The 19,355-nt window shown below is 62.7% G+C and carries 11 protein-coding genes; 2 read left to right on the forward strand and 9 right to left on the reverse strand.

Features of this window, described 5'->3' with window-relative positions:
- Nucleotides 1-313: 313 nt before the first annotated feature.
- Nucleotides 314-877 (forward strand): hypothetical protein, encoded by a 564-nt coding sequence (locus ACQY7R_RS06495; RefSeq protein WP_428304777.1) that lies wholly within the window; start codon nucleotides 314-316, stop codon nucleotides 875-877.
- Between the two features lie 96 nt (nucleotides 878-973).
- Complete coding sequence (locus tag ACQY7R_RS06500; RefSeq protein ID WP_428304778.1) at nucleotides 974-1,522, forward strand: hypothetical protein; 549 nt, start codon at nucleotides 974-976, stop codon at nucleotides 1,520-1,522.
- A gap of 64 nt (nucleotides 1,523-1,586) precedes the next feature.
- Here ACQY7R_RS06500 and ACQY7R_RS06505 read toward each other — a convergent pair whose 3' ends face one another.
- From ACQY7R_RS06505 to ACQY7R_RS06545, 9 genes are all read right to left on the reverse strand, one after another.
- Nucleotides 1,587-2,927 carry a PQQ-binding-like beta-propeller repeat protein gene (locus ACQY7R_RS06505; protein ID WP_428304779.1) on the reverse strand — a complete coding sequence of 447 codons (1,341 nt, stop codon included), beginning with the start codon at nucleotides 2,925-2,927 and terminating at the stop codon, nucleotides 1,587-1,589.
- 424 nt (nucleotides 2,928-3,351) lie between these two features.
- Entirely contained in the window at nucleotides 3,352-7,008 is a 3,657-nt protein-coding gene (locus tag ACQY7R_RS06510; protein WP_428304780.1) for an ATP-binding protein, read from the reverse strand.
- 129 nt (nucleotides 7,009-7,137) lie between these two features.
- Nucleotides 7,138-8,367 carry a metallophosphoesterase family protein gene (locus tag ACQY7R_RS06515; RefSeq protein ID WP_428304781.1) on the reverse strand — a complete coding sequence of 410 codons (1,230 nt, stop codon included), beginning with the start codon at nucleotides 8,365-8,367 and terminating at the stop codon, nucleotides 7,138-7,140.
- Between the two features lie 239 nt (nucleotides 8,368-8,606).
- Complete coding sequence (locus tag ACQY7R_RS06520; protein ID WP_428304782.1) at nucleotides 8,607-9,344, reverse strand: DevA family ABC transporter ATP-binding protein; 738 nt, start codon at nucleotides 9,342-9,344, stop codon at nucleotides 8,607-8,609.
- Between the two features lie 92 nt (nucleotides 9,345-9,436).
- Complete coding sequence (gene devC, locus ACQY7R_RS06525) at nucleotides 9,437-10,591, reverse strand: ABC transporter permease DevC (RefSeq protein WP_428304783.1); 1,155 nt, start codon at nucleotides 10,589-10,591, stop codon at nucleotides 9,437-9,439.
- A 192-nt stretch (nucleotides 10,592-10,783) separates the two neighbouring features.
- Nucleotides 10,784-11,944, reverse strand: a complete 1,161-nt coding sequence (locus ACQY7R_RS06530) for an HlyD family efflux transporter periplasmic adaptor subunit (RefSeq protein WP_428304784.1) — start codon at nucleotides 11,942-11,944, stop codon at nucleotides 10,784-10,786.
- 51 nt (nucleotides 11,945-11,995) lie between these two features.
- A complete protein-coding gene (locus ACQY7R_RS06535; RefSeq protein ID WP_428304785.1) occupies nucleotides 11,996-12,616 on the reverse strand; it encodes a TetR/AcrR family transcriptional regulator in 621 nt (206 codons plus the stop codon).
- A gap of 149 nt (nucleotides 12,617-12,765) precedes the next feature.
- Nucleotides 12,766-14,145 carry a dihydropyrimidinase gene (gene hydA / locus ACQY7R_RS06540; RefSeq protein ID WP_428304786.1) on the reverse strand — a complete coding sequence of 460 codons (1,380 nt, stop codon included), beginning with the start codon at nucleotides 14,143-14,145 and terminating at the stop codon, nucleotides 12,766-12,768.
- 168 nt (nucleotides 14,146-14,313) lie between these two features.
- Entirely contained in the window at nucleotides 14,314-19,035 is a 4,722-nt protein-coding gene (locus ACQY7R_RS06545) for a S8 family serine peptidase (protein ID WP_428304787.1), read from the reverse strand.
- Nucleotides 19,036-19,355 lie beyond the last annotated feature (320 nt).

Raw genomic sequence — 19,355 nt, forward strand, 5'->3', positions numbered from 1 at the left:
CAGCCGTTTTGCTCATTTTTCGCGGATGCGACGCGACACTAAGCGAAGCGGTTCCTTCTTTGTTCCTCGTTCCCACGCTCCGCGTGGTAACGTCGACTTCGACGCTCTGCGTCGCGAAACGGAAGCGTCTTGAGTTGCTTCGAACCACATGACTGGACTGCCGCGGAGCGGCGGGGAGTGCGTTTCCACGCGGAGCGTGGGAACGAGAACTCAGCGCGCACCGGTTGCCGGGACAGTCGCTACAATGCTCCCATTATCGCGAAATTAGTCGTCCGCGCCTCGCGCGATTTTCGGCCACCCTGTGCAAACGCCTATGTCGACTCCGGCAGCCCGCAGACGATTCTTCTCGCTGAGACGGTTCGTCATCCTCGCGGCAGTTGTCGCGCTGGGCTGGGCGACTTACGAGGGAATGATTCGTTGGCGACTGTCGCAACTCTACGGCGGCTTCGACCGTGTCGCGATGTTGCAGAATGCGACTGAAGTGACCGCCTGGCGGCTGATGCCGCCCGCGCAGTGGCAGGCGGGAATGCCGGTGGAGGCGGCGGCGCCAGGGGAGTTTCAAGTCGTCGGCGATCCCGTCGAATTGTCGCGCGGCGCCGCGTACGAATTGCAACAGTTGCTCGCGACGCCGGGGAGCTATCGGTTCTTCGCTCCCATCATCAGGGAATGCGGCCCGCCTGATTATGGCGTGAAGTTTTCGTTCATCAGCGGCGGCGATGAAGTGGATGTTTACGTTTTCTTTAAATGCCGCGAGTTGGCGGTGACGCGGAGCGACGGGACGAATCGCAAGGCCGATTTTGATCCGTCGGGGCCGAGGTTGATCGCGATCGCGCAGGAGTTGTTTCCTGGGGATACGGAGATTCAGGCGCTGAAGTAGTTGAGCCGCGCGTGAGCGGTAGCGGCAACGCCGATAGCCGGCGTGGCAATCGCGCCAACTGTTCGCATCACCTGCTTTCAACTCGTCCGCGGCTAAATGAACGACGCATCGCGATTCAAAATCTCGCTGAAACGCTTACTCGCCTTGGTCGCACTCGCCGCGATCATCGGCGCCGCATACGTCGCCGTAGCCCCTCGGTCGCCGCTCATGCAGGTGTTCAACAGCGCAGCGAATATGGAAGTCGTTCGCACAGCGGCACGGGTTGAAGCGCGTCGCGTTCATTTGCCGGCGGGGGTCGAATATCCTAATGACGACATATTGCCGACTGACTATGTCGTCGCCGCTGCCTCGACGCAGGTTCCGGAACCGCTCGTACAAATACTCACGGAGCGATTACTAGCAACGGCGACGTACGAGGTGGATGCGGCCAAGGCGTGCGGACTGCCGGTTTACGGCGTGATGCTGTCGTTCTTTCGAGATGAGGAGCGCGTCGACGTCTACTTTTGCTTCCACTGCGGCGATCTGGCGGTCGTTCGCGAGGGCGTGGTGCAGGGTCGGGGCGATTTCAGCAAGGCCGACGATGATTTTGTGAGGGCGGCGAAAGAATTATTTCCGGACGATGCGGAAATTCAGGCGATTGAGTAGCGTGCCCGCGACCGGCGGTCGCGGCTTTTTGAGAGTTGGTGAGCGAGGGAAGCGTTCGTGGCGGTTACTTGGATTCCGCAATGTCGACGGCGACGATTTCTTTGTCGTTGCGGGCGAAGAGGGTGTGGTTGGCGTAGGCGGGGTGGCTCCAGACCACGTTGCGGCCGAATGCTTCTTCCGTCGGCTCGAGCACGTGGAACCGGCCGAATGATTCGAAGCCTTCGCGCGTGAGGCGGGCGACCATCAGGTCGCCGGTTTCGGTCATTAGGAAGTAGCGGTCGGTGTCGCCGATGCGGGTGATGAACGCGCTGCCGTGCTTGATGAACCGCTTTTCGTCGGGCTTGGTTGGTTCAAAAGTTTCCCAGAGTCGCGAACCATCCTCGGCATCGACGGCGAGCAAGGAGCCCTCGTTGCAGTCGGTGCCGTAGATGACGCCGTCGACGATGAGGGGCGTCGTGTTGGCGCTAAAGAGCGCGACTTTCGGCTTGCCGCGCCAAAGTTCCTTCGCGGCGGGCTCGTCGTCGCTGAGTTCCATCATTACCGAGGCGCTCTGAATGCCGCTCGCGTAGAGGCGATTGCCTTCGCGCATCGGACGGGCGATCGACATTTCGAAGAGCGGCGTGACGGGAATCGTCCAGTACTCCTTGCCATCCGCAGGATTGAAGCTCGTGACGCCTGAGGGATTAAAGACAATGAGTTGTCGCGTGCCGGCGGCCTCGATAATCGACGGCGGGCAGTAGCCGGCCGGGCCGTCGAGGGCTTTCCATTTCACTTCGCCGGTGTGACGGTCGAACGCGACGAGGCATTGGCCATCGCCGCCGACCATCGTGTAGAGGAGGTCGCCATCGACGAGCGGGTGGGCGGAGAAGCCCCACATGGGGACGTCGGCGTTGAAGTCGTTCTTCAAACTATGTTCCCAAACGACTTCTCCGGTGGCGGCGTTGAGGCACTTAAGATCGCCCTCGCTGCCGAGGATGTAGACCATGTCGCCGACGACAGTGGGCGTGCAGCGAGGGCCGGCGGGGTACGAGATGCTGTAGGGGCAATCGTACGAATGCTGCCAAAGTTGCTCGCCCGTTTTCTCGTCGAAGGCGGTGAGCCGTTCACGACCGGTGAGGTTCGCGCGCTTGCCCGGCTCGTTGACCGACTCGCCTGATTCCTTGGCGTAGTCGAAGACGAACACTCGGCCGCCGGCAACGGCGGGGCCCGCGTAACCGCCGGCGATCGGCTGACGCCAACGGACTTTGAGGCCGTCGGCGGGAATAGCGTCGATGACGCCCGACTCGCGGTAGACGCCGTCGCGATTGGCGCCCATCCAGCCGGGCCATTCGTCGGCGCCGGCCGAGCCGAGGGTGCACGCTGCGATGAATGACGCCGCCCACAACGCACGATGATCGATTGACACGACGGCTGGCTCCTGGCGAGAACGGCAGCGAGGCGTGCGGCGGGGGCCGACGCTGCTGGCCGATTGGCTTGAAGGCCGAATTATAGAGGGTGTCCAGCGGCGGGGGCGAGATAAAGGCTAGTGGATAGCCGTTGGTGGTCGGCGGTTCCTCGCTGGGCGGCCGCGACACTCGGCCGCGAGTAATTCCCATTCCGCCGCGGAAAACCGGCCGCGTGTCGGGGTCGCGCTAGCGACGAGAGGCGATTGAGCAAAGGCTGCGTTGCCTCTGGTTGTCTGCGACAACACCGACACGCCGGAGTATCGGTGCTACCCGGGGGCTTTGGCGGAGAAGTTGACGGGTTGCGCGGGGGTGGCCGCGTTACCCCCGGTTTGAAGAACCGGGGGCTAATATGGATGCGCGCGAATTCATCGCTCTGCGGAGCGGTTATGCTCGGCGCGGTTCTAGGTGATCGCCGCGGCGGCGGTAGTTAGGGATCGTGTGGTGGCGGCGCGAGGCGCGTTCGGCGCGGCGGTTGAGGGCGTCGTCGGCGCTGACGATGTACGCCAGGGCGCCCTCCCCTTCGTGCGTCTCTTCGCGGTAGTCGCTGGCCGGGAGGTCGAACGAGTATTCGTGGAACTCCGACGGGGCTTCCGCGGCGACGGCCACGGGAGCGGCGAGGGCGACGGCAGCGGGGGCGTGGCGTTCTTCGACGATGCGTTCGATGAAGGGGTAGTCGTAGAGGTCGAGCGCGGGGACGGGGATGGGTTCGGGGGCGGGGAGCGCGACCACCGGTCGCGGCTTTTTGGGTTTGGGTTTTTTGGTTGGTTTGGGGGGGGCGATAATGGGTTCTTCGAGGACCACCGGTTCGGGTTCGGCGATGAGGACTGGCGGGGCGACCGGTTCGGGCTGGCCGCGGCGGACGGGGATGCGTCGGCAGTCGCCGTCGAGCTTGCGGAACATTTCCCACATGTGCTCGTGGCAGGTGAACATCAGCAATTGATGGCCGGCGGCGGCGAATTCGCTAAGGACCTCGGCGGCGCGGCGGGTCCGTTCGATGTCGAAATTGACTAGCACGTCGTCGAGCACCATCGGCACGTTCACGCCGCGGCGGGCAAAGTTGGCCACCAGCGCCATACGAACGCTGAGGAACAACTGCTCGCGGGTGCCACGGCTCAGCACGTCGACCGGCAACGCTTCGCCAGCGGCGTTGTCGACGAGCAGGATATCGTTCGACAACGGCGTCCAAATGCGCTTGTACTGGCCGTTGGTGAGCTTGGCCATGTAACGCGACGCTTCGGCGAGCGTTTCGGGCTGGCGGTGGGCTTCGTAGTCGGCGCGGATCCGTTCGAGGACGCGATTGACCGTCGCGTGACGGCGCCAATCGGACTTCGCTTCTTCGAGTTGCTTCTCGACGACGCTGAGATCGAGCTGGCGTTCGGCGAGCGAGCGGTCCTTCGCGAGTTCGGTTTGCTCGCGGGTGTGCGAGCCGCGTTGCTCGGCGAGTTCTTTCAGTTTGTTGCCAGTGAGGTCGAGGTTGCCGGTCGCTTGCTCCCACATTTGGTCGAGCGTGCCGATCGAATCGGGGGCGAGGAGGTTGTTGAAGACTTCCTCAGGTTCGTGGCGGCCGATGGCGGCGACGATTTCTCGGGTGACGGCGTCGCGTTGTTGCGTGAGGAGCGCGTGTTGGTGCTGGTCGGCAGCCATCATGCGGTACTCTTGCTCGTCCTCGCAGCCGCCGGCTTGGAACATGGCGCCGCGGCGGCGCTTGAGGCCGACGATCGTTTGCAGATGCTTGCCTTCCTCAGCCTTGAGTTCCTTCGCCTTGACGACGAGGTCTTCGCGGCGTTGGACGTCGCCGAGTTGGCGGCGACGTTCGGTGAGGAGGTGATCGAGTTGGTCGAGCGGGTTCGCGAATTCGACCTGCTGGTTGCGATCGGCCGGGTTACGATCGGCAGCCGCGTCGGATTTCTCGCGATTGACCTCTTGCTTTGGCTTGTTGTCGTTCGAGGCCTTCGGCTTCAGCACGCAGCCAACTTCTTCGGCGAGGTCGCGAATGCGGCGGAGGAGCGTTTCGTGCTCGCGTTGGCGGGCGGCGGCGTCTTCGCGGCGATGGCGAGCGCGGGCTTCGAGGTCGGCGAGTTGGCCGTAGCGATCGGTGACGCTTAGCAGCAACTGCGGATCGATTTCGCCCGGCAGGCCGAGGGCGACGATCTTCGCCTTCCAGGTGGCGAACGCAGCTTCGCGTTCGCGCTGAGCTTGCTTGAGTCGGGTTTCGGCGTTAGCGACTTCGCCGCCGGCTTGCTTGCGCTGAGCTTCGACGGGAAGCACGTTTTCAAGTTCGGCGAGGTGACGCTCAGCGGCTTGCATGCGAAGCACGACCGAGCCGTCGGTCATGGGCAGTTCGGCGTCGACTTGTTGCTTTTCGCGTTCGGCGTCGGCAATTTGCTTGCCGACGACTTCCATCTGGCGTTGGCAGGCGTCGAGCTTTTCAGCTGCGGCATCGTCAGAGAAATACTTGAAGACAAACGAGAACGCGGCTCCGCCAATGCCGAGGGCTCCAATCAACCAGCCATGTTTGGCGAAGGGCGAAGTGGGGACGAGTAAGTAGAAACCAAGCATCAGGGCGCCGACGATGAACGACGCCAGCAGCCAGCCGAACAGCCACAGCGGCATCACCTGATCGTCGAGCAGATCGTGGCTTTGCTGTTCGAGTTCGACTTCATGCTGGCGGGCCATATCGAGCCGCTGCTCGACAGCGAGCCGCTTGCGCAAGCGGGCGACAAGGTTGCTTGCTTCTTGCAGATCCATCGGCAGGCCGTGCGATTCTCCGCCGACGATGGCCGTTTCGATTTGCGTGCGGAACGAGCGCTCGCTCTCGCTGAGCATGTCGACGTCGCGCTGCGCCTGATCAAGCCGCTTCTGGGCGAGGCGGAGGGCGTCGATCTGCGGCTGGAGGGCTTCGAAATCGCTTTCGTTGAGCTCATTGAGCCGCGTGGCGTCTTTGACGCCGAGGGCTTCGGCGAGCCGCTTTTGCTCGGCAGTGAAGCGGGCTTCGTAGCTCTTCGCTTCGCGTTCGAGTTCGTCTTGTTGCCGCTGGAGCGATTGGAGCCAATCGCGCTGCTCGCCGAGGGCGTCGATCCGCTGGGCGTTGCGGACGAGGAGTTCGTTGATGCCGAGCCGTTCGGCCTCGTCGCGCAGCTGGTGACGCTGGCCTTGCAGCACGTCGGACTGGCGTTGGTGTTTTTCGACGTCGGCGTTGATTGCGTTGAGGCGTTCGATCGCATCGGCCGGCAACTTCACGCGGCCGCTGAGGTGGCCGAGTTGTTCGTCGAGCTTTTCTCGCTTCCGCCAGTTCGGCTTGAGGCCGACTGCGATTTCAACCGTGCGGGCGTGGTGCTCGGCTTTGCGAACTTCGGTTTCGACGGCAATGATTTGGTCGTCGAGTTCCTTGATCTTCACCGCCAGCTGCGACCAGAGGCGATTTTGCTCGCGGAGGCGATCGACCTCGGCGCGAAGCCGTTCGCGCTGCGTCGTGAGGCTGACGATGCGCGACGACTGACCTTCGTCGTTGAGCAGCGAGTGGCGATTGGCGCGGAGTTCCTGGATGACGTCGAACAGGCTCACCCGGTCGAGGCCGGAGGTGAGGCGGTAGATCCACTCGGCTGCCTTGCTGCCGCTGAGCATGCCGAGTTCGTGGATTTCGTCGAGGCCGACGGCGAAGATGTTCGTGTAGGTCGGTTCGTCGACGTCGCCGAGCGATTCGCGCAGCAGCCGATCGCCGCTGGTGGCGCCGTCGGAGGTGGTGCAGATGACGCGGCCGACGTCGTCGGGTCCGCGGTCGGCGATGCGGGTCGCACGGAAGCGCAGGTCGCCCTCGACAATGCCGAGCGTGCCGCCAGGCAGACCGCCGTCGAGCGGCGGCAGGTACTTCTTCCGCCGGCTCGTCGACATGCCGTAGAGCACGCTACGGATGAACTGCATGACGGTCGTTTTGCCGGCCTCGTTGGGGCCGTAGAACGCCGTGACGCGGCGGGAGAGACCGGTCAGCTTCAGGTTATTCCAAACGCCGAAGCCGTCGATTTCAAGGTCGGTGATTTTCATGGTTCGCGATCCGTGCTGGCCATTGTGCCGCGGCATCGTGCCGAGGCATTCGCGGAACAAATTCCGCGGCTATATTTGTTGGTCGGGATTGAACGTCAATCCGTTGGTTCGATCCTGGCGTGTGTTTCGTTACTCTTCAGCGTCGTCGAGGCTCATTAGGTCCATGCCGAGCTTCGACGCGGCAACGAGTAGTTCGCTGCGGTCGGCGCTCGAGACGCGGGCTAGCTCAGCGAGCGGGCTCCCCTTGAGACTCGCAGGGAAGAACTCTTCGAGGTCGAGCGGAATCGTGTCGTCTTCTTCAAGCTCGCGAAGTTGCCGCAGCACGTCGCCGCGGATGGTTTCTTCGTCGTACCATTCGCCGGGCACGCAGAGCGGCTCGTCGCATTCGATGGCGACGCTCCACACGGTGGGCGACTTTTGGCCGTACATGTGGCGGAGCTGGCCGATCAGTTCATCGCTGAGCCCGCCGGGACGGAGTTCGTTGAGCAACTCGCCGCTGCCGGTGATTCGCCAAGTCACGAGCAAGTCGCGATCGGGATGCTTCGCCTTGAGGTTGTTGACGCGGACGTCGATTTGCGGAAGCAGCGTCGTCACTTCGGCGCCGGCGGTGAGCTCGACCGTCTCTGTGATCCAGCGGACGACGTCGACGGCGACAAAGTTGGTTTTCACGTGGCCCGATTCGTCGACCGAGACGACCGTGCACCCGAAGGCGCCCGTTTCGTCAGGCGTGCGGCCTTGCGGCGTGCCGGCGTAGTGGGCGATGCCGGGAGATTGGTCGACCGTTTGGCGACGATGTTGACCGCCAAGAGCCATGTAGTGGACGCGGTCGCCTTCGCTGCCGGGCGCGGCGGCGGTGCCGTGCGCGACGCCGATCGTGAACAGGCCCTTCGCATCGCGATGGAAGCCGCTGTCGTCGACCGGCTGGCCGGGGTTGCGGCTGATGCCCTGGATGCGGGCGATCGTTTGGTCGCGACGTTTGTGCTCGAAGTTCCCAACGCGTCCCGAGGGGAAGCGATGAACGTTTGCGGGAAGCGTGGCGGTCGGCGGCCAGGCATCGACAGGATCGTTCTGCCCGCCGGCCCAGTAGACGGCGATGTTGTGATCGGCAAGCCGACGAAATTGTTCGAGGAGAAACACAATGGCCCGCGGTCCGGCCTTATCGAGGTGGACGACGTCGCCGGAGAGGAGGAGCGCGTCGGCCCCTTCGGTGAGCGCGGTCTCGAAGATTTGTTCCGCCGCGAGGTACGGAGCTTCGAGGAAAGCTTCGCGCAGGTGATCGGGAATTTCGGACACGCCGGTCAACGGGCGTTCCAAATGAAGATCGCCGGCATGGACGAAACGAAGCGGGGGCTGCGACATTCGACGCCTCCTTGCGTACGAAAGTGGGTCGCCGCTGCGCGAGTGGGAGCGCGCAGCGACAGCGATAGCGGGGCGGGTAGTTTAGCCTAAGTTGGCAAAGCGACCAACTTCAGGTTATGGGAGGTGCTAGCACTGCGCGGAGTAGAGCGCGAGAAGGGGTCGGGGGCCTTTTGCCACTGGCGATCGTCAATTCAGCGGAGAGCGTCTAGTGGCAAAAGGCCCCCGACCCCGTTGATGCGTCAGCTCGCATTTTCCGCAATTCGCCCATCTTCCATGTGGATCACGCGGTCGGCGACGTCGAGGACGCGGGTGTCGTGGGTGACCATCAGCACGGGGCAGCCCTGCTCGCGGGCGAGCGATTGGAGCAGGTCGACCACCGCGCGGCCTGATTTGCCGTCGAGCGCGGCCGTCGGTTCGTCGGCGAGGATGAGTTGCGGACCGGCGACGAGCGCCCGGGCCACGGCGACGCGCTGCTTCTGCCCGCCGGAGAGTTTTTCGGGCATGTAGTCGAGCCGGTCGCCGAGGCCGACGAGTTGCAGCATGCGGGTGGCGCGATCGCGGGCTTCGTCGACGGAGACTTCGGGGTGGAGTTCGAAGACGAGTTCCACGTTCTGCCGCGTCGAGAGGAAGGGCAGCAGATTGTGGGCTTGGAAGATAAAGCCAATCTTGCGACGAACTTCAACGAGTTGCTCGCGGGTGGCTCCGTGCAGTTCGTGGCCGAGGACGAAGAGTTGGCCTTCTTGCACGTCGCGGAGGCCGGCGATGAGCGTGAGGAGCGTCGTCTTGCCGCTGCCGGAGGGGCCGGTGAGGAGGACGACCTCGCCGGGGACGATGTCGACGGCGACGTCGAAGAGGATTTGCTTTTTGAGTTCGCCTTCGCCGAAGGAATGGCAAATGCCGCGGCCGGAGACGACGGGGGCCCGTAGGGTGGGTGCTTCCGCACCCACCTTGCCCGCATTGGTGCGAGTCGCGGGCATGCCATCCGTTGAATTGGTCGCGGTCATTTTATTTCAATGGTGAAAACGGCTCGCGAATGAAACGGTAAAGGTGGGTGCGAGCACCCACCCTACTAAAACACATCAGCAGGTTGCGCCGCGCGGAGGCGGCGGACGGCGACGACTCCGGAAATGAGGCACATCACCAGCGTGGTGATAAACACGCCGAGGACGCGTTGCCAGGTCATGTCGAGCGGTAGCGCCGTTGCCGCGCGAGCGATTTCGTAAAGTCCCCATGCGAGCAACACGCCGGGCCAGTAACCGAGCCCGGCGAGAATGACGGCCTCTTTCAACACAAGCCGCACGAGGTAACTGTCGGTAAACCCCATCGCCTTCATCGTGGCGTATTGCGACAGGTGGTTCGACACATCGGTGTAGAGAATCTGGTAGACGATGACGAAGCCGATGCAAAAGCCGACGACGGCGCCGAGCGTGAAGACGAAGCCGACCGGCGACGAACGGGCCCAGTAGCCATGTTCGAAGTCGAGAAATTCCTGATGCGTCAGAACGCGCGCTTCAACGCCGAGCAGCTTTTGCAGTTCGCCCTGCACCGCTTTCGGGTCGACGCCGGGCTCGACGTGGATAAGGCCCAGGTCGGCCCCGCCGGCGTTGCGTTGCGGGAACATGCGGAAGAAGTTGAGGTCGCTGGTGAACAGGTTCCCGTCGATGCCAAACGAGTTGCCAGCCTCGGCCAAACCGACGACATGGACGCGGCGGCGATTCACTTCAACCTCGACGTTCTCGCCGCGGCGATAGGACTCGGCGACGGGTCCGAAGATCGGCTTGCTCTTCGCGTCGTAGATGACGGCGTCGGTCTGCAAGATATTGGGCCAGTTCTCCGCGAGGCCCGGCAACTTCAGCGGCGGGTCGCCCGGCTCGAAGCCGTAGACGAAGATCGATTGCTCATTTCGTTTCCAGGGATTGTGCCACGGCACCGTGCCGAGGTAGACGGCGCGGACCGACTCGACGCCTGGAACGGCCGGCAAGCGGTAGAGGAGCCGTCGCGGAAACGGCGAGGTGCGGAACATCGCCTGCGATTGCGGACTGACGACGATGAGGTCGGCGTCGATTTGCCGCGGGACGATCAGAGCGCTCTCGAACGCGGCTTGCATGAAGCCCAGTTGCATAAGCATCAGCAGCACGGCGACGACGACGCCGGCGACCGCGACGATGAGCTTGACGCGGCCGTAGCTAAGTTGGAGCCAAGCGAGCGGCGCTCGGGCGGGCACGGTTATCACTCCTGCAGGGGATTTACCACGAAGACACGAAGGGCACGACTAAATTCACGAAGGACTGAGAGCGTGAACCGCCGATGAACGCAGATAAACGCTGATGAAATTGAGATATTATCTGCGTCCATTTGCGTTCATCTGCGGTTCCATTAGTTCCCGTATTCGTGGTGTCCTTCGTGCCTTCGTGGTTCAATTTTTGTTACTGAGTTGCGAGGACGACGGCTCAGCAACGTCGATTGTCACTTCAACGCGGGCGTTGGAGAGGCGCTGTACGGTGCGGGCGGCTTCGTGTTCGAGTTTCACGCGGACTTCGACGACGCGGGCGTCGGTGTCGGCGACTGGGTCATTCGCGAGGACGTCTTTCTTCGCGACGATCATGCCGATCTCGGCGACTTCGCCCTGGAGCGGCTCGGCGCCGCCCGTGAAGAGGCGGACCGTCGCTGGCTGCCCGAGCTTGATGCGCGGCAGATCGGCTTCGTAGACTTCGGCGACCGCGTACATCTCGCTCGTGTCGCCAAGCTCGACGATGCCGTCCTCGTTGACGCGTTCACCGGGGCGGATGCAGACCTTCAGTACCTGACCGTCGATAGGCGAGCGGACTTCGGTCGTTTCGAGTTCGGCGCGGGCCATCGCGAGCGACGCCTTCGCGGCGGCGATCTGGCGCTCTTGCTGATCGACGTCGACCGTGCGGACCTCGGCGAGGCTTTCGAGCGTCGACTCGGCATGGCTGAGTTCTTCGCGAGCCGACTCGACTTTGAGATTGGCGGCATCAACTTCCGCTTGCGGGACAGCTTTGGTGCTCAGGAGGCGTTCGCTGCGGTGCAGGTCGACTTCCGCCTGACTCAACACCGCCTTCGCACGGCTGATCATCGCGCGCTGTGCGGCGAGGTCGCCCGGCTTGGCGCCGGCCTTAATTTGCGCGAGCTTTGAAACTTCGACGGCGACGCGAGCTTCGGCTTCGGCGACCGAGGCGGAGCGACGGTTAAAATTGTCGAGCACTGCGACGACGCTGCCGACGGCAACTGGATCGCCTTCAGCAACGAGCAGACGCTCAAGGCGGCCCTGCTCGCCAAACGTTGACGGAGCGGCGAGGCGGATGACCTCCGTTTTCGGCTCAAGATAGCCAAGCGAGTGGACGTTCAGCACGACCGGCGTGGCCGCCTGCGGAGGCGCAGCGGCGGTGCGCCAACGCGACATGGCAACGAACGCGACCGCGGCAACGACTGCGATAATCGCAGCCAGCAGCAACAAACGGCGCTTCGTGAAGCATCTCGCGGCGGCGCGCGGCTCGGCGACGTTCGGCTGATCTTCCACAGCCGACCCAGCGGGCGGGCTCCAGACGGGGCTCATGATGTCCTCAATTCTCTCACAACCAATGAGGCGACGAAGGGTCGCCCGTTGTTACACTTCAAGCGGAGGTTCAAGGGTGGGCGAGCGGGGGCGAGAACGGCGGCGGAGCTCGTCGACGATCGCGTTCCACATGGGTTCGCCGGGGCGGGCGATGCCGAACAGTTCCCACAGGAACAGGCCGTCGGCGGCGAGCCACGTGACGACTTGCTCCACCGAGTTCGGCTCGGCTTGGATTCGCCCGCGCATTCGCTCCAGGAACGGGCGGATGACGTCGAGCAGCGCGGGATTCGAGGCGAATGCGGTGAGCATCGCCATGATGAATTTGTGCGTGGTTTCGGGGGCGATGCCGTGCGGCGTCCCCTCGGCCGACTTCTCCGACTGGGCGTCGGGGGCAAACACCATGTCGACCATCGCGCGGACCCAGCGGCGGTCAGCGTGCGGATCGTCGGCGATGCGGGAAACGAGCCCCTGCTCCACTTCGTTGGCGAAGTGCTCCATCATGCGCGTGAGGAGCTCGTCCTTCGACGCGAAGTGATAGAGAACGCCCCCCTTGGTGACGCCCGCTTCTTGGGCGACTTTGTCGAGCGTCGTCGCCTGCAGGCCATCGCGGCCGGCGACGCGGATCGCGGCCTCGAGGATGTCTTTCGGCGTGGTAGCGGGCGGGCGGGCCATAGTCTCTTGATCGGCCAATAAAACTTCAGAGTACACCTTAACTATACCGTACGGTATGTTTGAGGCAAGTGAAATGCCACCCGGCTTTCGAAAAATCCACAAGTCCAGCACCGATAACGACTTAAATCGCCTGGCAGTGGGTAGTCGGCCTAGAAGTGGGTCGCGGGACGAGCCAGGAATTGGCCGGAACCGAGCTTGCCGACAAACTTTCCGTCGCGGACCTGGACTTGGCCCCGAACAGTGACGAGCGTTGGTCGGCCTTCGAGTTCCCAGCCTTCAAACGCACTGTAGTCGATGGCCATTTGCTGCGTTTTGGCGGAAATATTGCCGCGGTAGGCGGGGTCGTAAATCACCAAGTCGGCGTCGCTGCCGACCGCGATCGTTCCCTTGCGTGGGTACAGGCCGAAGAGCTTGGCGGCTTGCGTGCTCGCGGCGTCGACGAAGGTGTTTAGATCGATACGCCCGCGGCAGACGCCGTGCGTGTAGAGGAGATTGACGCGATCTTCGACAGACGGAATGCCATTGGGGATTTTCGTGAAATCGTCTCGGCCCATCTCTTTTTGCCCATGGAAGTCGAACGGGGCGTGATCGGTGGCGACCGTGCTAACCAGCCGCGAGCGCAACGCGTTCCAGAGAATCGGCTGATGGACCGGATCGCGCAGGGGGGGCGACATCACGTACTTTGCGCCCTCGAAGTCCGGCAACTCGGCGTAGGTTTTGTCGACAACCAAGTAGGGAATGACCGTCTCCACCCAAGCGTGCACGCCGCGGAGCTGCGCTTCTTGGACCGCTTCGAGCGCCTCTCGACACGAGGTGTGAACGCAGTAAACGTGGGCGCCGGTCAGTTCAGCGAACGTCATCAGGTGATGGACGCCCTCGGCCTCGACTTGCGGCGGACGCGATGGCTCGTGCCACTCGGGGCCTGTCTTCCCGGCGGCGAGAAGTTGACGCTGCAGTTCGCTCACCAGCGTCTCGTTCTCGCAGTGAGCGGTGACGATCAGGCCGAGTTCCTTGGCGAGTTTCAGGGTCTGATAGAGTTCGCCGTCGTCGATGCCGAAGGCGCCTTTGTACGCCAGGAAGACCTTTAGTGACGCGACGCCGCGGGCGGCGATTTCGCGGATGGCGGCCTCGGTCGTATCATCAAAACGCGAGACGCCCATATGAAAAGTGAAGTCGCAGGCGCTTTCAGCGCCCTTGGAAAGCCAGAGTTCGAACGCTTCGAGCGGATCGTCGCCGCGGGCCGGGCAGCACATTTCGATCAGCGTCGTGGTGCCGCCGACGAGTGCGGCGCGACTGGCCGTGGCGTAGGTATCCTTTGCGAACGTCCCCATGAACGGCAAGTAAATATGGACATGCGGGTCGATGAACCCGGGGAAGATGAACTTACCCGATGCGTCGATTACCTCTGCGCCGACTGGCGCGGTGAGCCGCGGCCCGATGGCGGCGATCGTTTCCCCTTCGACGAGGACGTCGCCGATAAAATCGTCGCTGGCAGTGACGATGCGACCGTTCTGGATCAGCAGACTCATGCGGTGCTCCGGAAGGGAGCCGTCAGCTCTTAGCCGTCAGCTCTCAGCCATACGGGGAAGCGGCGACAGCTCTCGCAGAAGCGAACTGCCAACCAACAAAAAAACCGGCAGGGGACGAGCCCCTGCCGGTTTATAAGCTATTACAATCGACTGTAAATAGTCTGACGACTAGCCGCGCGGCACTTCGAGGTGGTCTGCAAACATTGCGAAGGCCTCATCGGATTCGAGCTCATCGCCCGCGTCTTCGGCGTGCTCAGCCCGCAAGCCCTGACGGCGGCGCGAACCGAACAGGTCGTCAAACGCCCGGTCGCGGCGAACCGTTTCGAAGTCGAAGTTATCGACGCGGTCAGCGGCGCCGGTCAGCCATTCGACGACGAATTCCCGTGCATCGTCGGCCCGATCTTCGAGCTTATCAGCCCGATTGCGGAGACGATCGGCGACGTCGGTCAGCTTACCGGCGAGAGCAGCAAGCATCGGACGCGACTCAAACCGACCGGCAGCTTCGTCGCGAACCGTGGCGTTGCTGCTCAGGGCTGATGGCAACGTCGAGGTCGCGGCGGAAACAACGCTGCTAAACGCAGGAGCAAATGTCGGAGCGACCGTTTCTTCGGAAGCGGTTAGGGCTGGAGCGACGGTGGAATCGGTAGCACTCGCTGCCGCGGCTGCCGCCACGGCCTTGTTGCTTCCGAAATCGGCCTTCCAATCGGTGAGGTCGCTGCCATCGACCTTACCATCTCGGTTCCCGTCGCCGTTGCTCGAATCGGTCTGGCTCGTTTTGCCAAAGCCGCGCTGCCAGGCGAGGAAGTCCGAGCCGTCGACGCGGTTGTCTTTGTTGTAGTCCGATGGGAGAGCGGCCAACGCAGGCGCAACCGTCGGGGTGACGGCGAAGCGATAGTCTTCAACCTCGCCAACCTGAGCGATTCCGTAGGGGGTGTTGATGGCGCCGGCCACCGGAGTTTCACTCGTGACGACGGTCGAGTACTCGCCGTAACGGAAGCGAGCGTAGACTTGCGTCGCGGTGACGCCTGCCGGTACTTGGATGTACAACGTGTTCGCGCCTTGCTGGAGCAAGACGTTATCCGTCGCGGCGCCAATGCCGCTGAAGACCAGTCGTTCGTTGGCGTCAAACGTGCCGTTGTTATTCCAGTCGATCCATCCCTTGAGGTAACCGTTGTAGCGGTTCGCAGTGGCGACGAGGCGTACCGTGGCGCCCCCGATGATCGGATCCATCACGATGCCGTCGTCGTCATCGTACTCGGTCGTATCGTCGCCGTCGGCGTTGACCGAAGGATTGGCGGCAAGTTCGCCGTCCCAGTTCGCTCCGAGGCGATATTCGCTCTTTTTGTGCTTCGCGGGGTTCAGAACAGAGGTAGCGCCCTGAATGACCGTTTCGTACGAAGTGGGCAAGTCGCCAAAATCGTAGTTAGCGGAGTTGAAGATACCGAATGCGACGCCTGTCACCGTGCCGCCGGGGGCAAGGCTGACAACGCGAGACGCATTATTGGCTGGAGCCGTCTGCACGACCGGCGACTGAGTGACGACGCGCACGCGATATGCACCGGCGAAGACGCTGAAAGTATACGCGCCCTGGCTACTGGTGATCGTGGACGCCTCTCCGGGGTTGTACGTGAGGTCGTTATTCGCATCTAGGTACACGAAAACGCCTGCCATCCCGACTTCGCCGGCATCGCGTGTGCGATTCTGGTTCGCGTCGCCATAGACGTAACCCAAAATCGTCGCCGGGGTCGCCGGGTCGACGCCACCGCCTCCACCGCCGCCGCCATTGGCGGGCGGCTTCAGTGCATAATTCACGTTAACGAGGCTGACGCCCTGACGCAGGAGCAGCGTCGTCATCGCATTGACGGGCGTGACGGCCGTCCAACCGGTCGGCATCTGGACGCGAACGTCGACGACCGTGTTGGAAGTAATGTTGGGCACAATGATTTCGTAGTTGCCGTTCGCGTCGGTGACGGCGGTCAACTCGCCGGCGTCGTAGGCGCCGTTGCGATTGGCGTCGACGTACACCGTGATTCCAGAGGCCGCGACGTCGTCACCGTTCTTAATGCCGTCGCCATTGAGGTCGGCGAGCACGTTGCCGGCAACCTTGGCCTCGGGCGAAGCAGTCGTCCCGGGATCGAGTAGGAAGTTAACCCCCTTCACATTCTCATCGTTGGTCACCGTCAGCGTGTCGACGAGGGCGCTGCGTCCCAGCGGATCGACGACTGAGATCTCGTATTCGCCTGGCGCGAGATCGAAGTAGTAATTGCCGTCGGCGCCGGTCACGAACTGAGCGGCGATGACGCCGTCGCTGGTGCGCTTCGCAACGACGGTCACGTTGCCGGCGAAACGCTCCTGCGCCGTATCGGCGACAGTATTCAGTTCGAAGATGCGAAGCGTGTCGGGATCCTGGTCGAAATCGACCGGAGTCGTAATGACGCGAGTCCAGTTGAATTCGCCGTCGCCATTGTCATCAATGCCGACCGCGCCTTGGACGCGTTGCGCGCTCGCAGCGACTTGCTGGCCGTGCCACGACATTGAAATCGACATGCCAAACGTCGTCGGAGACCAATTCTCCATATACAAGCGCCAGCCCTTGGTTTCACCAGTTGGCTCGCCAGTATCGGGGTCGGTGAGAGGCTCGCCGGTCAAGGGATCGAGAATCGGCGCATCATCGGTGAGTTCGCCCCAACTACGGTTGGTGGTGAAGCTCCAGATAAGATTGCCGCCGTTGTCGCCGGAACCGGGGCTACCGATCGACTGACCGGGAATCTCGTTTTGGTAGGTGGCCTGGTTCCCCATTCCGTACCAAAAGTGATTGAGCTCCGAATGGGTCCCAGTCGGGGAAACGAGCACGAGGCGCATGTTATCGAGCGCTGCCGCCGTGCCGCCGCTGATACTAAGTTTGACTTCAACCGTCTCGACGCTCATGCGGTTGTTTTCTGGCACCGAGAATTCGATGAAGTTGCTTCCCCGCGTAGGTACCGGCGGATCGTCGGCGGAGAAGGGGTCGTCGGCGAAGTACTCATTCCAGTACTCGATGCCGACCCCGCCCGTTCCGAAGCCGCCCGGCACGACGACGTAGTTGCTGGCTTGGTTGCCTTTAGAGGCGGCCTGGATGGGGGCGGGCCCGTTCACGCTGGTGGTGAAAGTTCGTTCCGGCTTCAGAGTTTGCCCCTTGGTGCTCCACTGCTCGGCGAGTTGCACGGCCATCTCGGCGTCGACGGCGCCGTGAGCGTAGCCGATTTGTTCGCCGTAAGTGCCGTAGCCTTGGCTAACGGTGTACCCCGCGCCGTTGGTCATCTTCAACGGCTGATTCATCACGGGATCGAGCGTCGGGAAGTGGACCTGCAGGAAGCCAGGAATCGACGCGTCAAACTCGTCCGGTTCTTGGAAGAAGCCTTGCTGATTGACGAACCAAGTGTTCTGCGTGGTGTCCCCACTGCCGTCGGTCGGCTCTTCTAGAGGCGACACTTGCCGTGCCGAGCGGACCAGAATCTCTTGAACGTCGCGCCAACTGAGGTTCGGATTAGCTTCGAGCATGAGGGCGATGACGCCGGTAACCATCGGCGCCGACGCCGACGTCCCGTTGAAACGCGACGTATAGTTGCCGTCGGGCAGGAAGTCGCGATCGTAGATTTCGCCTTGAGTCGGGTGCGGCGGCACGTTGTAACCGCCCAGACCGCTGGTGTACGTTCCCGTGAGGTCGGTGGTGTAGATGCCGCTGCCGATGCCTTGATCGTCGGCGATCTGCTGGTTGGCGTTCGAACCGGTCGGCGCCACGACGAGGACGTTGGGGCCCGCTTCGGGGTAGCCCGTAATCGTGCCGTCTTCGTTGACGTACATGCCGTCGTGATCGTAGCCGCCGACGGTGATCGTATAGCGAGAATTCTGGAAGCCGTCGTAGATTGAGCTATCGTTGCCCGTGGCGCCGCCGAAGCCCGGCTGAAGGCTCGAACCGGCGCTGTTGCCGGACGCGAAGACGTGAATGACGCCCAGGCCGCCGCGACCGAAGATAATCGAATCGCGGAGGGCGTTCACTTCGGCCGTAGACAACGGAGAGAGGGTTCTCTCGGCGGCGCTGCCCCAGCTGTTGTTCGTGATGTCGATATCTTGAATTCGGTAGCGAAAGGCGTCGACGGTCGCATTCTGGTTGAGCGTCGGCGCGAGGAACCGAATAGGAATAATCGAGGCCCCAGGCGCGATGCCCGTACCGCCGATGCCGTTGTTCGCCACGGCAGCGATGATGCCGGCGACGGCCGTTCCGTGAGGACCGCCGTCTTGATTCGGGGTCGGGTTGGCGTTGCTGCCTGAGCCGGCGACGTTGTATCCCGGAATCGTCTTGCTAATGTTTGCTGCAAGATCGGGATGATTCGTTTGGACGCCGCTATCGATCACGGCGACGTTAACGCCTGCCCCTGTGTAGCCGAGTCCGCCGCGCATCATCCAAACTGGCGCGACATTGACGTCGTTGCCCGGGACGCCGTAAATCGGCTGCCAGTCGGGGCTGCCGACCTCTTGCCCGGTGTTGATCAAGTGCCACTGATTCGCCAGCAACGGATCCGTCGGAATCGAGAACGAGGTGCGCGCCTGGGCGGGCGAGGCGGCCGCGATCATCGCGTTCCAATAGTTTTCGTTGGCGAGGACCGCCGCGGCGCCTGCGGTGGTATTCGTCGACAGCGCAGTCGAGTTCGCCAACACATAGTCGCGGATATAGCTCTCACTCCATCCTGTCCCGGTGCCGCCCGAGCCATCCGCCATCACGCGGCGATCTTCCAGCGGTTCGAACACAAATTGGCGTTTCTGCCGACGGCTGATGCCAGCCGGGCGGCGCTCTTTCGGAGCGCGCTTACCAAAAAGACCGTTCAACCGACGTGGGTGGGAGTTCGACACTGATAGGTCCTTTGAAAGCAGAGCTCGCCTTGCGTGGGGAACAGGTTTTGCGTTTTCAGCGATCGTCGTCTCGTGGCCGCAAGACTGCGGAAGAAAAGCGACGGATCAAATCACAACGAAATATCCCAACTGCAGCGGCGTCACTCGTCGAAAAAGTTAATGTTCTGTCCCGAGCTGATGTGCGAAACCAAACGTAGAACTGACAGAGGCAAGAGATCGTTCGCCGATCAGGTTGATCGACCAGCGACTGCTCCGGCAATCGTGCGTCGCTTCGTCGGCTTTGCAGTTCACTGACGCCAGCCTCATCCGAGAGGGCCGAC

Origin of the sequence: Lacipirellula sp., from assembly GCF_965279485.1 — a bacterium.
Classification (GTDB): domain Bacteria; phylum Planctomycetota; class Planctomycetia; order Pirellulales; family Lacipirellulaceae; genus Lacipirellula.